Genomic DNA, 16692 nt, shown 5'->3' on the forward strand with positions numbered 1-16692 from the left:
TGGCCTGAAGATGAGTGTTCTAAGGAAGGGGTGTCGGAGACGACGACGTGGATAGGCGGCAGGTGTAGGCGCAGAGATGCGTAGAGCTGAGCCGTACTAATGACCCCGGGAGCGTGTGCTTCGGCTTATAGGTCCGTGGTAGAGGGGGGTTTGTTGCTGAGCCGGTGGGCTGGTGGGCTGGTTCTGGATAAAGGAGGTCTCTCTCTGTGGGGTTCAAAGAAGGAACAGGTCTTGATGACCCTGTGTTAGGCGGGGTTGTCGTTGAGCTTCAGTCAGGTTGGTGCCGTCAAGGCGGGTGGCCACCTCTTTTCCATTTCGAACAGAGCCGTTAAGCCCCGTACTGCCGATGGTACTGCTGTCACAAGCGGGAGAGTAGGCAGGTGCCACCTGAGTGATATTGCAGCGGAAGCTGGCCGTGAGCCGTTCTTCGAGAGAGGAACGGCTTCTGTGCGTCTAAACGGGTAGATATGTAAGTAGAGTTGACCAAATTCACGCTTTTCTCTACTTCAGCTTCTCTTAGTTAATAAAAAATACTCGATGGCTATCTTCAAACTACAGATCAATGGTCGTGCTTATCAGGCCGATGTTGACGCGGATACGCCCCTACTATGGGTACTCCGCGATAATCTTGGATTAGTTGGTACAAAATACGGGTGTGGCATCGCGCAATGCGGTGCCTGTACAGTACATGTAAATGGCGAGGCCACCCGTTCCTGCGTATTGCCTATATCGGCAATTGGTAAATCGAAAGTGACTACGATTGAGGGCTTGTCGCCTGATGGAAACCATCCTGTTCAGCAAGCCTGGGACAAAATAGATGTTCCCCAGTGCGGGTATTGTCAGAGCGGTCAGATCATGACGGCGGCTGCTTTGCTAAAACGAAATCCGAAACCAACATCGACTGAGATTGATAATGCCATGACGGGCAACATCTGCCGGTGTGGAACTTACCACCGCATTCGTGAAGCCGTAAAAGTAGCAGCTGAAACTACGCCAACTTCTGGGTCTACTAAAACGTCAAAAACGAAATAGCCATGCAGACGTTAGAAAATACGAATCGACGGAATTTTTTGAAACTTACTGCTCTGGCTGGAGGAGGATTGATATTAGGCTTCAACTGGTCGGGAGCGAAAGCTGCAACATCGGTTGTTGATACGGCCGCAACGGCTTTGCCCGGTGTTGATTTTAACAGCTACCTGTCCATCAATCCGCAGGGTATTATCACGATTCTATCACCAAATCCTGAGGTTGGGCAGGGCATCAAAACCGCCTTCCCAATTATTGTGGCTGAGGAATTAGATGCCGACTGGACGAAAGTTGTGGTCGAACAGGCCCCTCTTGATACCAGGAAATTTGAACGGCAGGTTGCCGGAGGCAGTGGCTCCATTCCGCATTCCTGGAAACGCCTTCGGACTGCCGGAGCGACCGCCCGCCAGATGCTGCTGGGAGCGGCCGCCAAGCGCTGGAACGTAGCCGTTGCTGACTGCACAACAGACAATGGCTACGTTCTTCATGCCGCCAGCAACCGTAAACTGAGTTATGGTGAACTGGCTACGGAAGCTGCTCAACTGCCCGTTCCGGCGGACGTTAAGCTAAAAGAAGTCGCCGATTTTAAGCTGATTGGCAGTACCGTTAAGAACGTCGATAATTCTAAAATCATAACGGGCAAGCCGCTCTTTGGCCTGGATTTCTATCGGGAAGGCATGTTGTTTGCGATGCTTCAACGACCGGCATTCGGCTATAAACTGAAATCGCTGGATTCGACGGCGGCTAAGGCCATGTCAGGCATTGTCGATGTGGTGACGTTTGAGAATAACGTGGCTATTGTCGGAAAATCGACCTGGCAGGTGAAGAAGGCCAAAGACGCGCTGAAAATTGAGTGGGAGAAAGCCGGTGTCCTGGAAAGTACGGCTGATCACAATCGGTTGTTTAAAGAATTGTTAGACAGCAAAGATGTAGCGCCTAAGCGCAAGGATGGCGATGTTGAAACGGCCTTCGCTGGTGCGGCTAAAATCGTTAAGGCAGAGTACCAGTGCCCTTTCCTGCCCCATAACCCGTTGGAACCCATGAACTTCTTCGCTCATGTCCGGTCCGATGGTGTGGAACTGGTTGGCCCAACGCAAACACCCGAACTGGCGCGTAACACAACGGCTAAACTGCTGGGAATTTCGCCCGATAAAGTAACGGTGCAACTTACCCGGATGGGCGGTGGATTTGGTCGGCGACTCAAAACTGATTACGTACTGGAAGCGGTACAGGTGTCGAAGTTGGTGAATGCACCGGTGAAACTCATCTGGACGCGCGAAGATGATATGACTGGGGGCAGCTACCGACCCGCCGTTCGCTACCGTTTTGAAGCGGCTTTGGACGCGCAGAACAATCTGATTGGCTATAAACTCCGGGGCGTTGGCATTAATGCTGGCAATACAACCCGCGAAGATAATTTTCCGTCGGGAACCGTTGATAACCTGCTGATTGACAGCGTTGACCATAAATCACCAATCACGACTGGTGCCTGGCGTGCGCCCATTACGAACTTTCTGGCATTTGCCGAACAGTCATTTCTGGATGAAGTCGCCCAGGCAGCAGGCAAAGACCCGGTGCAATTCCGGCTGGAGTTGCTGGACAAAGCCAAACAAAAGCCTGTGGGAGCTATCAAATACGACATCGACCGGATGAAAGGCGTTATCGAATTAGCCGCCGAAAAATCGGGTTGGGGCAAAAAGAAAGGAGCCGATGGCAAGCCCGTTGCACAGGGTTTCAGTGTTTATTTTTCCCACCAGTCCTACGTCGCGCAGGTGGGTGAAGTAGTCATGCAGAAAGGTAAACCCGTCTTACAAAAAGTTTATTCGGCGGCTGATTGTGGCGTAGTGGTCAACCAGAGCGGAGCGCAACAGCAGGTGCGGGGTTGCGTTGTCGATGGTATTGGCCACGCGATGTACGGAAAAATCACCTTTAAAGACGGCGTGCCGGAGCAGAAAAATTTCAACGACTATCGGCTTATTCGACTCAACGAGATTCCCGAAGTAGAAGTACATTTTGTCAAGAATAATATTGACCCAACCGGCCTCGGCGAACCCTCATTACCACCCGCTGGGGCGGCTGTTGCCAATGCTATTTTTAAAGCCACCGGCAAACGTTTACGAAGCCAGCCCTTTGTGGAGCAGGACGAATTTAAGGGTGCGTTATCCTAATAGGTTATAGTCAGTAAAACTATACCTTCCTCAACCTTAATCACTTACTGTTATGTATGCACGGGTTATTCAAGTTCCGTTAAAGCCAGAAAGTATTACCGAAGCAGTTGACTTTTTTCGCAATTCAGTTGGTCCGGCCCTGAAGGAAATCGACGGATTCAAAAATAGCCGTATGCTGACCAATCCGTCCACCAGCAAAGGGCTGATGGTGACTATGTGGGAATCGGAAGCACATCGACAGGCGGCTGAGGCCAGCGGCTTCCTGCAGGGAGTTTTAAAGCAAATGGCGGACTATTTCGCCGGGCCACCCACGATTGATTATTACGAAGTAAATGTACAGGTAGTGTAAAAACAAAAGCCCGGACTTCCATCCGGGCTTTTGTTTTTACACTACCTGTTGCTTATTGCATAGCAATCAGGCGGGTTGTTTTCTGAACGGGTGTGGTCGACAGGTTAAGTTGTTTACGAATACTACCTTCGCTCGACTTTACCTCAATTTCATACTGCCCGTCGGCCAGTTCATTCACATTCAGTTTCACCGCATACTTCGACTCTTTTTTGCTGATGTTTTGCCGAAACAGAATTTCATTCGCTTTGTTGCGGAGAAAAACAACAACATTTACATCGGCGGTCTTTTGTACGGCGACCCGAACTTGGTTGTTGACGGTGACGTAGGCGCTGGCATCGAAAGACAGAGCAACGGGCGTAGTTGGGTTGGTTAACGTAGCGGCACTCAACAGAACGGAGGCAGCAATTTGGCTCATTAGTGAAAACATGGTTGTGTATGTTTAGTGATGTATGATTGGTTGTTTACTGTTCGAGTCATATATGCCAAAGGACGTGCCAATTAGTTTACTTGCTGATAATCAGCATTTTGTCTGCTGGCAATTGATTGGCTATTGTCCGTAACTGGACATCCTTTGTTCACTTGCGGACAAAAGCAGCGGATGCTTTTTGCGCCGGAAACGAGCAAATCAGGAAAGGTAAAACTTGGCCCCTAAAGCGTATGAACTTTGCTCGAAGCCATTTAGGCTACCTTGTAGAACGTGCTGAAAACGACGAATAATGAAGGAAAAGACCATGACACGAACACCGATTTATGAACAACAGGTGCTTTCGGTCGTTAGTGAATAAACTAACCGCGTTATGAGCAGGGCGTTTCTTAAAAATGAGTCGGCGGATGATCCGGTCGTAATTCCCGCGCGTGCTCCCTTGCCACCGGGCGTACCCAATTACGTGACGCCACGCGGTCTGGCCTTACTGCATACCGAACTGGAGGAACTGGAAGCGGAGCGTGGACACGTTCAGACCGGCGAACCCGACGAAACCGAACGCACCCGCCGTCTTGCCGAACTAAACGGGCGTATCGGTGCGCTCAATCAGCGCATTGCCACCGCCAGCGTTGTACAAGGTCACGATCACGCACAAGACCCGCTCATCCGATTTGGTGCAACGGTGACGCTACAGAGCCGCCCGGCTAAACCTGGTGTTGCTGACCGAAAACTAACCCTCGTTGGCGTCGATGAAGCCAATGCCGCACAAAGCAGGATTGCCTTCACAGCCCCCATTGCGCGACAGATGCTGGGTAAGCGTGTTGGCGACCAGATTCCCCTCCGTACACCCCAGGGCGAAACCTCGATGGAAATTACGGCCATCGCCTACAGTGATTGATTACCGGATGGTATAATTAAGACAATTTGCCTTTGTTTAAGCATTAGGCCCTGAGAAGGGTATGCGTATCCCATTCACGTATTTATGCAAGCTATTGACCGTGTTTTGTTTATTTATGCCCTTGTTATTACGGTAGCGTCTTTTATTAACTTCATACGTCTTGATTACTGGTGGATTCGAATGTGGGACTTCCCGCATCTGCAACTTACGGCGCTGGCTTCGGCTGGGCTGATTAGCTGGGCTATCCTGAGTCGTGATAGTAGCTGGCCGATGGTGATGGTACCGGTTAGCCTGCTGGCAACATTGCTTTATCAGGGATGGCTCATTTATCCGTTTACGCCCCTGCATCGGAAGCAGGTGTTAGGCTTACCGCGTCATCGAGCCAACCGTATGGCTAAGGAAAATACCATACGGTTGCTGGTTGCCAACGTGTATATGGAAAATACACAGTCACCGAAAGTTTGTGCACTGGCCAAAAAATACGAGCCGGACGTTGTGCTGGTACTTGAGGCTAACCAGCGGTGGCAGAACGAGTTAGCGCCGATAGAGGCCAGTTATCCCTACCGCATTTTTCATCCGCTCGACAATGCCTACGGCCTGCTGCTATACGCCCGCTTACCCATGCGGCACCACGAACTGCGATTCCTGATTCAGGATGATATTCCATCCGTTTATGTGCAGTTTGAACTAACGTCGGGTCAGGTCGTGCATTTTTATGGGGTTCATCCAATGCCGCCCAGCCCAACGGAACACTACCGGTCAGCCGAACGCGACGCCGAACTGCTGCTGGTTGGTAAAGAAGTCCGAAAACAACAGGAACCGGTCATCGTGGCAGGCGACCTGAACGACGTAGCCTGGTCGCACACAACGCGGTTGTTTCAGCGTGTTAGTGGATTGCTCGACCCACGCATTGGCCGGGGATTTTATAATACGTTCAATGCCCGGTATTTTTTTCTGCGCTGGCCACTCGACCATGTGTTTGTATCGCATCATTTCAGGCTGCGTCAAATTCGTCGCTTACCAAACTGCGGCTCCGACCATTTTCCGATATTTACAACCTTAACCTTTGCTCCCACACCGGGTAAACCAAAGGTCGGGATTCCAGAACCAGAACACGACGATCTGAACGAAGCCCATGAAATAATTGAGCGGGCAACGTAATCGCTCCACGCCGATTCCCGGCTTTTACCAAACGTAGTTAGCCTTTTACCAAAACAAATTAATTTATGTCAATGCCAACTAACTCGCTGCGGGTTCTCGTGGTCGGATGCGGTAATATGGGTGCCTCGCATGCCATCGCTTACCAAACCATCGACGGATTCGAGATTTGTGGTATCGTATCCACCGGAAATAGCAAAGTTGTCCTCAATGAACGTCTGGGTGGCGGATATGCACTCTACGAAAACTACGAAACGGCCCTTCAGGAGACCAGACCTGACGCTGTTTGCATTTCTACTTATCCCGACACGCATGAATCCTTTGCGTTGATGGCCTTTGAGCAAGGGTATCATGTGTTCATGGAGAAACCCATTGCCGATACCGTCGAAGGCGCAAAACGCGTGATGGCGGCTGCCGAACAGGCCGGCAAGAAGTTAGTCGTGGGCTATATTCTGCGGCATCATCCCTCGTGGGAGAAGTTTGTTGAGGTAGCACAGAGCCTGGGCAAGCCCTTAGTGATGCGAATGAACCTCAATCAGCAGAGTCACGGGACAATGTGGACCGTTCACCGGAACCTGATGAAAAGCTTAAGCCCGATTGTGGACTGTGGCGTACATTACATCGACGTTATGTGCCAGATGACCCGTTCCAGGCCTTTGCAGGTCAACGCCATTGGCGCACGGCTCACCAACGACATACCCGCCGACAACTACAACTACGGCCAATTGCAGATTCGGTTTGAAGATGGGTCGATAGGCTGGTATGAAGCGGGTTGGGGACCCATGATGAGCGAAACGGCCTTCTTCGTCAAAGATGTAATCGGACCGGAGGGCTGCGTGTCGATTGTAGCGAAAAATGCCGGAGCCGCCGGGAAGTCAGACAATGTCGATTCACATACGAAGACGGAATCCTTGCGGGTGCATCGGGCTGCATTGGATGCCAATGACCAGTTCGTTGAAACCGACACCTGGATTGATATGCAGGACGAACCCGATCATCAGGAACTCTGCAACCGTGAGCAACGCTATTTTCTACGCGCCATCTGCGAAAATCTCGACCTCACCGATCACATGCAGGACGCTGTCAACAGTCTGCAAATTGCCTTCGCCTGCGATGAATCAGTGCGGACGGGGCAGTCGGTTTTGTTGTAAACTATAAAGTTGAGTCGAGTTGCCAAAGGAAACACAATCCCTCAAGAGCTGATAAGACTACTTCATAAGACACGCGTTTCGGGTAAATAAGCAGACATAAGGCTGCCAATATTTAGCTCGTTAGGTCTTTAGTCAGTTCTCCTCCACTTGCGTTTCCATCGATTCTGTTGAGGCAGTTGTAGCTGACAAGCAGGGTAATAGAATCCAGAGAACCCGCAGAATCTATTTTAGTGAAGTACTTCGGTTAATTCCACAAAGTGCCGTCCAACCCCAACACTGTACCAAGCCAAAGCCCAATGATGTATACAATTAAGCTCACTATATTAATCAATGCTTTTCTCCAGCTTTTCTGGTGAGGCAGATGATTCATGAAGTAAGAAAAGACACTGCCGAGCGCACCGGCTAATGGAACTATAAGTAGAGGCTTAATCATCCACAACCTGGGCCAGTTTGGATTAGGCTCTCCAGCGTTAAGGAGGAAAATACTGATTAATACCAGGGCAATTCCTGCTCCCAGCAGTGCCCGTTTGCCAAGCGATGCCGTTTCTATCGGCTGCTTTAGTTCATTTTGTTCGTACATATTCGTTTAGTTTTAATGCTTCTTTACTCAATAGTTTTTGCTGATTGGTTTCCCATAGTGGTGTCTCCACATAGAAAAAATCGATCCGTGGGTACTCTATGTGCAACAGCCTGCAACTGTCACCTGTGTCGATGACAATAAAATATGGCGGTAGCGCCATCCCAATGACTTATCTTGCTTCTTTTTTTAAAAGTACTTTGTATTGCAAAGTACAAGCCTGTATCTGAAACAAACAAATTAATGGCTAAAAAAATGTTGTTTGTATGGTGGAAAACACGACTCCACTTACCCATGCAACGGTCACGTAAGTGGAGTGAGTTAATGTAAGTGTGGCATCTACCTACTTCGCCTGCTACACATATCGTTCTGTTATATGCCGGGCTAACTCATCGGTTTCAATCAGCAGCGGGTGGCGCGGCTGGCTCAAGGCTGCTTCCAGGTCGTCAATCGTATCTTTGAAGAGCAGATTCACTGGGATTTCGTGCGACTCCAGTTTACTTTTGATATACATCAACGATGGGCGAACCGTACCGGATGCGGCCAGTTCGTTGTATTGCTGTTTAGCAGCAGCGAAGTCCTCATCGCTGCTGCCAAACGATACTACCCGCTCCGGCAGCGGATTGGCTTTTCGATTGGCTAATTGAGCATCGAGGTCGGCAAGCAGACGTTTGAGGTGAAAGGTGTCTTTACCCGTGCGAATGCGCTCGCGCAGCGATTGGCGAATGAGGTAGGTTAGCGAATTAGCCAGATTGAGACCAATTTCGGCCATCTGCTTAAAAATAAGCGAGGAGGGCGACATGCCTGGAATCGTGTTCGGGTCGTGGAGCAGCACATCGCCAGTGGGCGTCAGAAAGCCGTCAATCCGCGAGTATACATTGATGCCCAACCGGGTAAATACCTCGGCTACAGCTAATTGAATCTTGCGATTATTTTCTAAACTTGTCTCGACCGGAATCCGTTTTTTGGTGGTGCTGAGTTTGTACTTCGAGTCAAAATCAAAACTCGTTACGTTATAAATCTCCGTTGGCGGCAGGGCAATGGCAATCTGGTCATCATCCTGAATAACCCCGCACGAGAATTCCTGACCGCTGATAAATTCTTCAAATAAGACTTCATCTTCGGCGTTCAGCGACGCCAGGGAAATCGCCGGGCCACCTTGTTGGGTAATCGCATCGAGTTTGTCAACGAACGCTTTGGGGTGCTTGATTACCTCACCGGTTTGCTCGATAACGACCGGGAAACTGATACCCGAATCCAGACTGACCATTTTCTGCGCCAGTTCGCGCTTGTCATCGGTCGTTAAATCTGCCCACTCACTCAGTTTGCTCCAGCCGTCGGGTTGGAGGCTCATCGTAAAAAAGCATTGTTCAACCGCCCGGCAAAACTCGTTCAGATTAGCTTCACGCACAATTGCTACGCCGATGGACGAGCCCTGATGCGGGGCTTTCACGACAATGGGTAAACCCAGATGCCCGGTCAGCGATTGAAAAAACTGGGCTTTATCGGTTTGCTCATACGTATCCCGGCTGATGGTTGCCGTTTTCTTTTGCTGTCCATTTGCCAGCGCAATCAGTTCGTTTTGCAGGATTTTGTTGATACCCACCGCCGACCCAACCAGGCCCGGCCCGGTATAGGGCATTTTGTACCATTCCAGCAATCCCTGAATGGCCCCGTCTTCGCAATCGGGGCCGTGCATGGCCAGAAACGCTAAATCGAAGTGGTCGCGAAACTGTTCGGGCCGAAGTTCAGGCAGTGCTGCGTCGAGTGCATCGGTGCCGAGCGATTCGTCATAGACCGAAAACCCGGATGCATCCTGCGGCAGGGCTTCGCGCAGGGAGGTATACCGCAGAAAATCGGGTGTGACGAGCCGAAACCGCCCGCGTCCATCCACGAATACCAGAACCGGCTCGAACAAGCCTTTGTCTAAATTTGCCAACGCCGTGCGGCCACCCGCAAACGACACCTCGCGTTCCCGCGCCGGTCCACCAAAGAAAATGCCTATTTTCACTGAATCAAGGGATAATTGCAGGTGCAAAGAAACAAAAAACGCCCAAATAGGCGTTTCAATATTTTCTGATAGAAGGAGTCAATCTGGCGAAATAATAGTGACGCCTTCGGGGATACCACTGGCTAAAGCCGCTCTTATTTTGTCGACCAGTGGTAGTAGAAACTCATAATCGCTACGCTTCACGTTTAAAACAAGAACCGGAATTGGATATTTGATAAAATTTTGCTGATGCTCAAAGCCTTATTTTAGCTTATTGTGAACATTTTCATCCAATAGTATCTTCATGCAACTTCAAGCATTTTATCTGATAAAATGCTTCGACTTATTAGTTGTATAAGAGCGATTGCCTGTTCTTTAGACACGGAGGGAAATCCACTAATGAATTCATCAATTGTTGCATTATTTTCAAGATGGTCCAGCAAGTGTTGAATCGGTACCCGCGTTCCTTTAAACACGGGTGTTCCTCCCATAACCTTTGGATTGATTAAGATAACGTCGGGTAACATAGCCGGAATAAATTAAAACGCGGGCGTAAGATTAACTGCTTCCACTTTCGTTATCTCCGGTACAGCTTTCAGAATGGCTTCTTCCAAACCGCCCTTGAAGGTCATGGCCGACATTGGACACGAGCCGCATGAACCGATTAATTCAAGCCGCACCGTCTTATCCTCGGTCACTTCCAGCACCTTAACATTGCCGCCGTCGGCAGCCAGATAGGGACGCATGCTGTCGAGTGCCCGTTCGATTTTGGTAATCAGTTGGTCGTTAGTAACTACCGTCTCCATTGATTATTTGATTTACGGTAAATTTATACCTTCTATATGATTTATGCAACCTGAACGCGCTCGGTTCGGTCGATGGTTGCGTTGCGGATGGCCACTTGTTGGGCCAGCGCTTCGGCAGCCGACCGAAAGGCTTCGCTGGCAACGGGTTCGCCCACGCTAATGGCCGGGCGGCCTTCGTCGCCCGCTTCGCGAATGCTCTGCACGAGCGGAATCTGCCCCAGCATCGGCACGTCGAACTGATCGGCCAGAAGCTGACCACCGCCCTTACCAAAAATATAATATTTGTGGTCGGGGAGTTCGGCGGGGGTGAACCAGGACATGTTTTCGATAACTCCCAGCACCGGCACGTTAATCTGCGGTTGTCGGAACATCGAAAGCCCCTTCGTCGCATCGGCCAGGGCCACTTTCTGGGGCGTAGTCACGATGATAGCGCCCGTAACGGGCACGGTTTGCACTAAGGTCAGGTGAATGTCGCCCGTTCCCGGTGGCAGGTCGATAAGCAGGTAGTCCAACTCGCCCCAGTCGGCATCGGAGAAAAATTGCTGCAAGGCCCGCCCGGCCATCGTGCCGCGCCAGATAATGGCCTGTCCAGGGGCAACCAACAAACCCATCGACAGTAGTTTGATGCCAAACTGCTGAATCGGCTCCATGCGGGTTTGACCGTCTTTCTGGAAAATTCGCGGCTGCATGTTTTCTGCGCCAAACATAGTTGGCATCGAAGGGCCATAAATGTCGGCGTCGATAATGCCCACTTTCGCGCCCGATCTGTGCAGGGCAATGGCCAGGTTAGCCGTAACAGTTGATTTGCCAACCCCACCCTTCCCCGACGAAACGGCAATAATGTTTTTCACTCCGGGTAGCGTCGGCGCGTTAGCCCGCGTTGAGGTCACGTCCGACGTCATGTCGATTGCAACCTGAATATCCGGGCCAATATGGGTATGAATCGCGTCTTCGCAGCGTTTGCGAATAACTTCTTTGAGCGGACAGGCGGGTGTGGTCAGGACCACCGTAAAGCGAACGGAGCCAATGCCCAGCGTTACATCCTTGACCATGTTGAGCGAAACGATATCGCGCTTCAAATCGGGTTCCTCAACGGTGCTCAACGCCCGTAGAACGGCATCTTTTGATAATTGATAATCAGACATTCAGAAAATGGATAATGAATAATGGATAACGAACAATGTGAAATGGCTGATTCCGCAAACCATTCTCCATTATACATTGTCCATTATACATTTTTCTAAACGCCTTCGCACCTCAGCCAGTTCCGCCGACACATCAACCCGCTTCGACATCGTTTCTAATTTGGCTGACAGCGTAACCAGAAATGCCTGATGCGCCGGGCTATTTTCACCATAAAGTGGCCGGTGCCCCAATGATTTGCTCACCTCTGTCCACTCGCTAACGAAGCCGCGAAGTTCGGTGTCGAACGCGCTTTCAGCAAACTTCCCGAAAATATAGTCGTGTGCCTGCGCGTTTGGGTGAATCAGGTCAGCTTCATAAAAACGATAGTCGCGCAAATCGTCCAGCATCAGTTCATAAGCCGGAAAATACGACACCCAATCGTTCCAGACGGTCAATTCATGCGTGATGACGCGCAACGTGGATTTACTCACGCTATTGAGCGGCAGCGTGTCGCGGGTGTGCCGGACCGGACTAACCGTCAGCAGAACGTTTAGTTTCGGATTGACTTTGTGCAGTGTTTTCAGCAACCGCGTCAGGTCGTCGCGGAGGTGGTCGATGTTATACAGGTATTTCTCGAACAGTGAACCCGGCATTTTGTGGCAGTTGGCCACTACTTTGCCCGTTTCGATGTGGCGATACACCACTGCCGATCCAAGCGTCAGGAGCAGAAAATCAGCCTTACGGATGGCGTCGGCGGTTTGAGCTAAACAGGTTATCAGTTTATCACGAAGCTCAGGCTGGCTATTCGCCCAGAGCGATGAGTGAAAATCATAGTGAAACCAGACGCCCTCGCGCTCGACATAGCGGTTTTCGTCGGGGGAATTGCCATACAATGCCATCGTCAGCAGTTTCGCGATGGAAACCGGGTTGAAAATGGTGCCGAATGGGTTGTTCAGCACGGTTAGTTTATGATCGGCCAGCCGACGCCCCATGACCTCGGCAAAACACGAACCCACCGTCACAATCTGGCTGTTCAGGCCAACGCGATGGAGAAGGGGTTCGGGCGAAAATTCGGTATGAAACTGCATACTTTTTTAACAAAAAAACGGGCCGTTTAGGTCCGTTTTTTTTAACTATTATAGCTTTGTAAATTCTTGTTTATCAGTGCGATAACAAGTTGTTTAGTGCTTCAATATTCGCTTGTTCATCGAACACGGCCAGGACCGGAATCCGAAAGCCAATAACCTGCTCCGACGCAATTTCTTCGCGGTTCGTAACCGTTTTTACGTGGGCATACTCTTCCATATCAAGGTCAAGTATATACTGCTCAATCGTCTGTTTACCGGGGGTTAACAATCCAGTATTCGGCAATGCCGTTGGCTGCATAATCCGTGAATTTAACCCCCCGGTCCCGGCGGGCCGTGCTTTTTGACAATACTTCAATAACCAAATCGGGCGCCGGTAATTTCATCTGGTCAGCCGTGAACTGACTTGCCTTTTCCTGCTTCCAAAAGCAGATATCCGGCCGCGTCGGCGGTCCGATCGTAGTCGTTACGCAACAGGGCAATCAGGGCTTTCTCCGAAGCTACCCGGCCTACTTTGTGCTTAATGGCGTAGGAGCTTAGCAGGCGATGAATATTGCCAACCGCAGCCCAGTGCCGCTCCTTCACGGGCGAGTGCATAACAATATGGCCATTAATAAACTCGGCCTTAACGTCATCCCGCAACCAGGCATAAAAGTCGTCACGACGCCGGGCCTCTAAGCGCAGGGCAGCTTCAGCCTGCCGCAGGAGTTGCGGCAAATTAGGGGCGTCTAAGAGTTGTTCTAAATCCAGTGCAGCCATCGGATTGGTTTGTTTCTCTTCAAAGATAACAAAAAACCGACCGGCTTCGTCGCAAAACAAGCCGGTCGGTTTGGGTTAAAATCAGGATAGCTTATTCAGCCGAAACGACTTCAAATTTCACTTTATGCTTCACATCCTTGTGGAGATCGAGCGAAGCCTCGTAGGTGCCAAGGGTTTTCACATCTTCAACCGTAATTTTCTTGCGGTCGATGTCGAAGCCTTTGGCGCGGAGCGCGTCGGCAACCTGTGTGTTGGTGACGCGGCCAAAAATTTTACCACTTTCACCTGCCTTCGCCGGAATGGTCAGCGTCATATCGCCGATCCCATCGGCGATAGTCTGCGCGTCAGTTTTAATTTTTTCGGCTTTGTGGGCCGCCTGGCGAATGTTTTCGGCAACGATTTTTTTGTTTGAATCAGTCGCCATCATGGCAAACCCCTGGGGAATCAGGTAGTTGCGGCCATAGCCGGGCTTCACCGCAACGGTGTCGTTCTTATAGCCCAGGCCGGCAATATCGGTTTTTAGGATGATGTCCATTTTTTGAAAAAGTTATAGAGTTGTATAGTTATAGAGTTGTATAGTTGTTACTGCCGTAACTGGTAGCCACTGGAACTCTACAACCTTACAACTTTATGACTATACAACTTATTTTAGTGAATCGCCTACATAAGGCAGGATGGCTAAATGACGAGCGCGTTTGACAGCCTGGGCCACTTTGCGCTGGTTTTTGAGGCTGGTGCCGGTGAGCCGACGGGGCAGAATTTTGCCTTGTTCGTTCAACAGCTTCAGCAGGAAGTTGCCATCCTTATAATCGATATATTTGATACCGGCTTTCTTGAAGCGGTCGTATTTTTTGCGGTTCTCGGTTTTTGAAACAGATTCGTTCTGTAAGCTCATGATTACTTGGCCTCCGCGGCGTTTTCGGTTTGTTTTTTCTTACCCACTAAGCCATTGCGCTTCCGGTCGTTGTAGGCAACAGCGTGCTTGTCGAGCGAAATCGTCAGGTGACGGATGATGCGCTCGTCGCGGAGATACTCGGTATTGAGTTTCTCGATAATCGTGCCGGGGGCTTTAAACTCGAAGAGTTGGTAGTAACCCGTGTTTTTGTGCTGAATGGGATAGGCCAGCTTGCGAAGGCCCATGTTGTCTTCGTGAACAAGCTCCGCACCGTTTTCGGTCAGCACTTTGCGGAACTTGTCAACGGCGTCCTTCATCTGAGCATCAGATAAAACGGGAGTTAAAATGAACACCGTCTCGTAGTTATTAGGAAACATTTTTTTGGAATTGATTTGAAATGAGGGCGCAAAGGTAGTTAAAAAAAAGCACGGTGCCAAGAGCAGGGGGCAGAAATACGCCATGCTCCTGGCACCGTGCTCCTCGCTCCGGCTACTTCACGGTAAACTCGCCTTCGCCAATGCGGAAGCCCTCGCAGTAGATTTCAATGGTATGCGCTCCTTCGTTGAAACGCTGCCCACCCCGGCCGAAGATGAAATCGACACGCTGGCGGGTGTTATCGAACGTAAAGCGCTGCATGGCGGTGTAGATCATGCCCTGGCCGTTGTAAGTAAACTCACCCGAACCAGTCGCCATGTCGGATATTACAGCGCCACTGGGGTCTATGATTCGCATGTAGAGTTCTTTTTCTTCCTGCTTCGCCAGGCCGTTAGGCGCCAGCTTTACGGACACGTGTATTTTATCGAGTCTCTTCGCTTTATAAGTACCGCCGTCGCTTTCTTTCCCGCGGGTATTGATGGCATTCACGGTCACCGCTTCAGCCCGCAGGGCGGCTGCTATGGTAACTTTCTCGGCTAACTCCTGATTCTTGGAGGCCACCGCCACCACCGAGTCGCTCAGGGTCTGTTTCTCGGCTTTCAGGCCGGTGTTCTCCTGCGCCAGCGTCTGATTCTGCTGCGCCAGAACGCCGTTCTCTTCTTTCAGCCGGGCTATTTCCTGATCTTTCTGGGCCAGTATGGCCTGATAATTCCGGATTTTCTGATCATATTTTCGGCTGTCAAACGTGCCCACATTTTTCAATTCGCGTTTGTCAATTTCTAACTGGGCTTTCACTTTCATCAGTGAATCGACGCTACCGCCTAATTGTTGAATTTCGGCAATTTTGGCGTCCAACTGGGCCGAAATAGAATCGAGTTTGGTTTTAGCAATCAGTACTTCTTCGGTTTTAGCGGCAATTGTTGCGTCTTTCGTTTTGTTATCCTGCCGCTCCTGATAATAGAAATACAGCAATAATACATTCAACGCGGCCAGAATGAGTAATGCTGCCAATAAGTAGCTGCGGCTGTTGTTTCGGGACTGAGGGCGAGGTTCCATAGGGGGTGTGTCCTAACGTGGGTGGTTGCAGTTTAAGTCGTTACCAAAACCAAAGCAACACATGAATTATTGTGCTGTTGGCGCAGTTTATTATGTATTTCGGCCAAAAACTACACGTTTCTACGTAGTTCTCAAACTTATATTTGTACAATATTAACAAACGACAGTTAGTAAGTCGCTACTATAGAAAATATGATTGCTGAAACGATTCGCGTGATTGAGACTGAATTACAGACTAAAGCCAGGCTAATTGCTGTTACCAAAACGAAGCCCGTTGCACTGCTACTGGAGGCTTACGAAGCGGGCTGCCGTCGGTTTGGGGAAAACAAAGTACAGGAAATGACGGATAAACAGCCCCAATTGCCCGCCGATGTCGAGTGGCATTTAATTGGTCATCTGCAAACCAACAAAGTTAAATACATCGCCCCGTTTGTAACGCTGGTTCATTCGGTCGATAGCCTGAAACTGCTCCAGGAAATTGATAGGCAGGCCGCTAAAGTCAATCGCATCATCGACTGTCTGTTGCAAATTCACATCGCCAGCGAAGAAACCAAGTTTGGTCTCTCGCCAGACGAAGCCGAAGCGCTGCTCAATGAGCCGACAGTAAGCAATCTGCATCATGTCAACATTATTGGCCTGATGGGACTGGCAACTAATACCGACGACGACGACCAAATTCGCCGGGAATTCAGAGGCTTGAAACAACTCTATGACAAACTGGCTCAACGTCAGCGCCCGGCTGTTCACTTCAGTGAACTGTCGATGGGCATGAGTGGCGACTACCGCATTGCCATAGAGGAAGGCAGCACACTGGTTCGGGTAGGGAGTGCTATTTTTGGGAGTCGATAAT

Annotated in this window: 21 protein-coding genes and 2 rRNA genes; 9 read left to right on the forward strand and 14 right to left on the reverse strand. The window is 50.1% G+C overall.

All coding sequences use genetic code 11. The features are described 5' to 3' along the window. The 5 genes from ACYVI1_RS27020 to ACYVI1_RS27040 all read left to right on the forward strand — a co-directional run. Nucleotides 1–121 (forward strand): 23S ribosomal RNA (locus ACYVI1_RS27020); the annotation flags it as partial. A gap of 155 nt (nt 122–276) precedes the next feature. Then, nucleotides 277–389, forward strand: a 5S ribosomal RNA gene (rrf, locus tag ACYVI1_RS27025). Nucleotides 390–537: 148 nt separating this feature from the next. After that, nucleotides 538–1032, forward strand: coding sequence for a (2Fe-2S)-binding protein (locus ACYVI1_RS27030; protein WP_460914245.1), 495 nt, complete (start codon nt 538–540; stop codon nt 1030–1032). A gap of 2 nt (nt 1033–1034) precedes the next feature. Next, the gene (locus ACYVI1_RS27035) at nt 1035–3194 is read left to right on the forward strand and encodes a xanthine dehydrogenase family protein molybdopterin-binding subunit (RefSeq protein ID WP_460914247.1); all 2160 of its coding nucleotides are present in this window, start codon (nt 1035–1037) and stop codon (nt 3192–3194) included. A gap of 52 nt (nt 3195–3246) precedes the next feature. Beyond that, entirely contained in the window at nt 3247–3543 is a 297-nt protein-coding gene (locus ACYVI1_RS27040) for an antibiotic biosynthesis monooxygenase family protein (protein ID WP_460914249.1), read from the forward strand. A 52-nt stretch (nt 3544–3595) separates the two neighbouring features. Here ACYVI1_RS27040 and ACYVI1_RS27045 read toward each other — a convergent pair whose 3' ends face one another. Further along, a complete protein-coding gene (locus ACYVI1_RS27045) occupies nt 3596–3958 on the reverse strand; it encodes a hypothetical protein (protein WP_460914251.1) in 363 nt (120 codons plus the stop codon). 382 nt (nt 3959–4340) lie between these two features. On the opposite strand from ACYVI1_RS27045, the gene ACYVI1_RS27050 reads away from it, so the two are divergent. The 3 genes from ACYVI1_RS27050 (at nt 4341) to ACYVI1_RS27060 (ending at nt 7174) form a co-directional block, all read left to right on the forward strand. Further along, nucleotides 4341–4865 carry a GreA/GreB family elongation factor gene (locus ACYVI1_RS27050; RefSeq protein WP_460914253.1) on the forward strand — a complete coding sequence of 175 codons (525 nt, stop codon included), beginning with the start codon at nt 4341–4343 and terminating at the stop codon, nt 4863–4865. An 84-nt stretch (nt 4866–4949) separates the two neighbouring features. After that, on the forward strand, nt 4950–6026 hold the full coding sequence (locus ACYVI1_RS27055; RefSeq protein WP_460914256.1) for an endonuclease/exonuclease/phosphatase family protein: 1077 nt from the start codon (nt 4950–4952) through the stop codon (nt 6024–6026). A 65-nt stretch (nt 6027–6091) separates the two neighbouring features. Further along, entirely contained in the window at nt 6092–7174 is a 1083-nt protein-coding gene (locus tag ACYVI1_RS27060) for a Gfo/Idh/MocA family protein (RefSeq protein WP_460914258.1), read from the forward strand. A gap of 244 nt (nt 7175–7418) precedes the next feature. On the opposite strand, the gene ACYVI1_RS27065 is transcribed toward ACYVI1_RS27060, so the two are convergent. From ACYVI1_RS27065 to ACYVI1_RS27125, 13 genes are all read right to left on the reverse strand, one after another. Continuing rightward, nucleotides 7419–7754: a potassium transporter KefB gene (locus tag ACYVI1_RS27065; RefSeq protein WP_460914260.1), complete on the reverse strand. Its 336-nt coding sequence runs from the start codon at nt 7752–7754 to the stop codon at nt 7419–7421. A gap of 352 nt (nt 7755–8106) precedes the next feature. Next, a complete protein-coding gene (locus tag ACYVI1_RS27070) occupies nt 8107–9762 on the reverse strand; it encodes a D-alanine--D-alanine ligase family protein (RefSeq protein ID WP_460914262.1) in 1656 nt (551 codons plus the stop codon). Nucleotides 9763–10043: 281 nt separating this feature from the next. Further along, nucleotides 10044–10268 (reverse strand): DUF433 domain-containing protein, encoded by a 225-nt coding sequence (locus ACYVI1_RS27075; RefSeq protein ID WP_460914264.1) that lies wholly within the window; start codon nt 10266–10268, stop codon nt 10044–10046. Nucleotides 10269–10280: 12 nt separating this feature from the next. Next, the gene (locus ACYVI1_RS27080) at nt 10281–10547 is read right to left on the reverse strand and encodes a NifU family protein (protein ID WP_460914266.1); all 267 of its coding nucleotides are present in this window, start codon (nt 10545–10547) and stop codon (nt 10281–10283) included. Nucleotides 10548–10588: 41 nt separating this feature from the next. Next, nucleotides 10589–11692 carry an Mrp/NBP35 family ATP-binding protein gene (locus tag ACYVI1_RS27085; protein ID WP_460914268.1) on the reverse strand — a complete coding sequence of 368 codons (1104 nt, stop codon included), beginning with the start codon at nt 11690–11692 and terminating at the stop codon, nt 10589–10591. Between the two features lie 69 nt (nt 11693–11761). Then, nucleotides 11762–12760, reverse strand: coding sequence for a GSCFA domain-containing protein (locus ACYVI1_RS27090; protein ID WP_460914270.1), 999 nt, complete (start codon nt 12758–12760; stop codon nt 11762–11764). A gap of 73 nt (nt 12761–12833) precedes the next feature. Further along, nucleotides 12834–12977, reverse strand: a complete 144-nt coding sequence (locus ACYVI1_RS27095; RefSeq protein WP_460914272.1) for a hypothetical protein — start codon at nt 12975–12977, stop codon at nt 12834–12836. 34 nt (nt 12978–13011) lie between these two features. Further along, entirely contained in the window at nt 13012–13143 is a 132-nt protein-coding gene (locus ACYVI1_RS27100; protein ID WP_460914274.1) for a Uma2 family endonuclease, read from the reverse strand. A gap of 4 nt (nt 13144–13147) precedes the next feature. Continuing rightward, entirely contained in the window at nt 13148–13576 is a 429-nt protein-coding gene (locus tag ACYVI1_RS27105) for a Uma2 family endonuclease (RefSeq protein ID WP_460914275.1), read from the reverse strand. A gap of 31 nt (nt 13577–13607) precedes the next feature. After that, nucleotides 13608–14051, reverse strand: a complete 444-nt coding sequence (gene rplI / locus ACYVI1_RS27110) for a 50S ribosomal protein L9 (RefSeq protein ID WP_460914277.1) — start codon at nt 14049–14051, stop codon at nt 13608–13610. A 108-nt stretch (nt 14052–14159) separates the two neighbouring features. After that, nucleotides 14160–14411 (reverse strand): 30S ribosomal protein S18, encoded by a 252-nt coding sequence (gene rpsR, locus ACYVI1_RS27115; protein WP_012925715.1) that lies wholly within the window; start codon nt 14409–14411, stop codon nt 14160–14162. A 2-nt stretch (nt 14412–14413) separates the two neighbouring features. Further along, on the reverse strand, nt 14414–14788 hold the full coding sequence (gene rpsF, locus ACYVI1_RS27120) for a 30S ribosomal protein S6 (protein ID WP_460914279.1): 375 nt from the start codon (nt 14786–14788) through the stop codon (nt 14414–14416). Nucleotides 14789–14900: 112 nt separating this feature from the next. Further along, complete coding sequence (locus ACYVI1_RS27125) at nt 14901–15842, reverse strand: hypothetical protein (protein ID WP_460914281.1); 942 nt, start codon at nt 15840–15842, stop codon at nt 14901–14903. A 192-nt stretch (nt 15843–16034) separates the two neighbouring features. On the opposite strand from ACYVI1_RS27125, the gene ACYVI1_RS27130 reads away from it, so the two are divergent. Beyond that, on the forward strand, nt 16035–16691 hold the full coding sequence (locus tag ACYVI1_RS27130) for a YggS family pyridoxal phosphate-dependent enzyme (protein WP_460914283.1): 657 nt from the start codon (nt 16035–16037) through the stop codon (nt 16689–16691). Nucleotide 16692: the final 1 nt, after the last annotated feature.

The sequence above is a fragment of the Spirosoma areae genome (assembly GCF_054781775.1).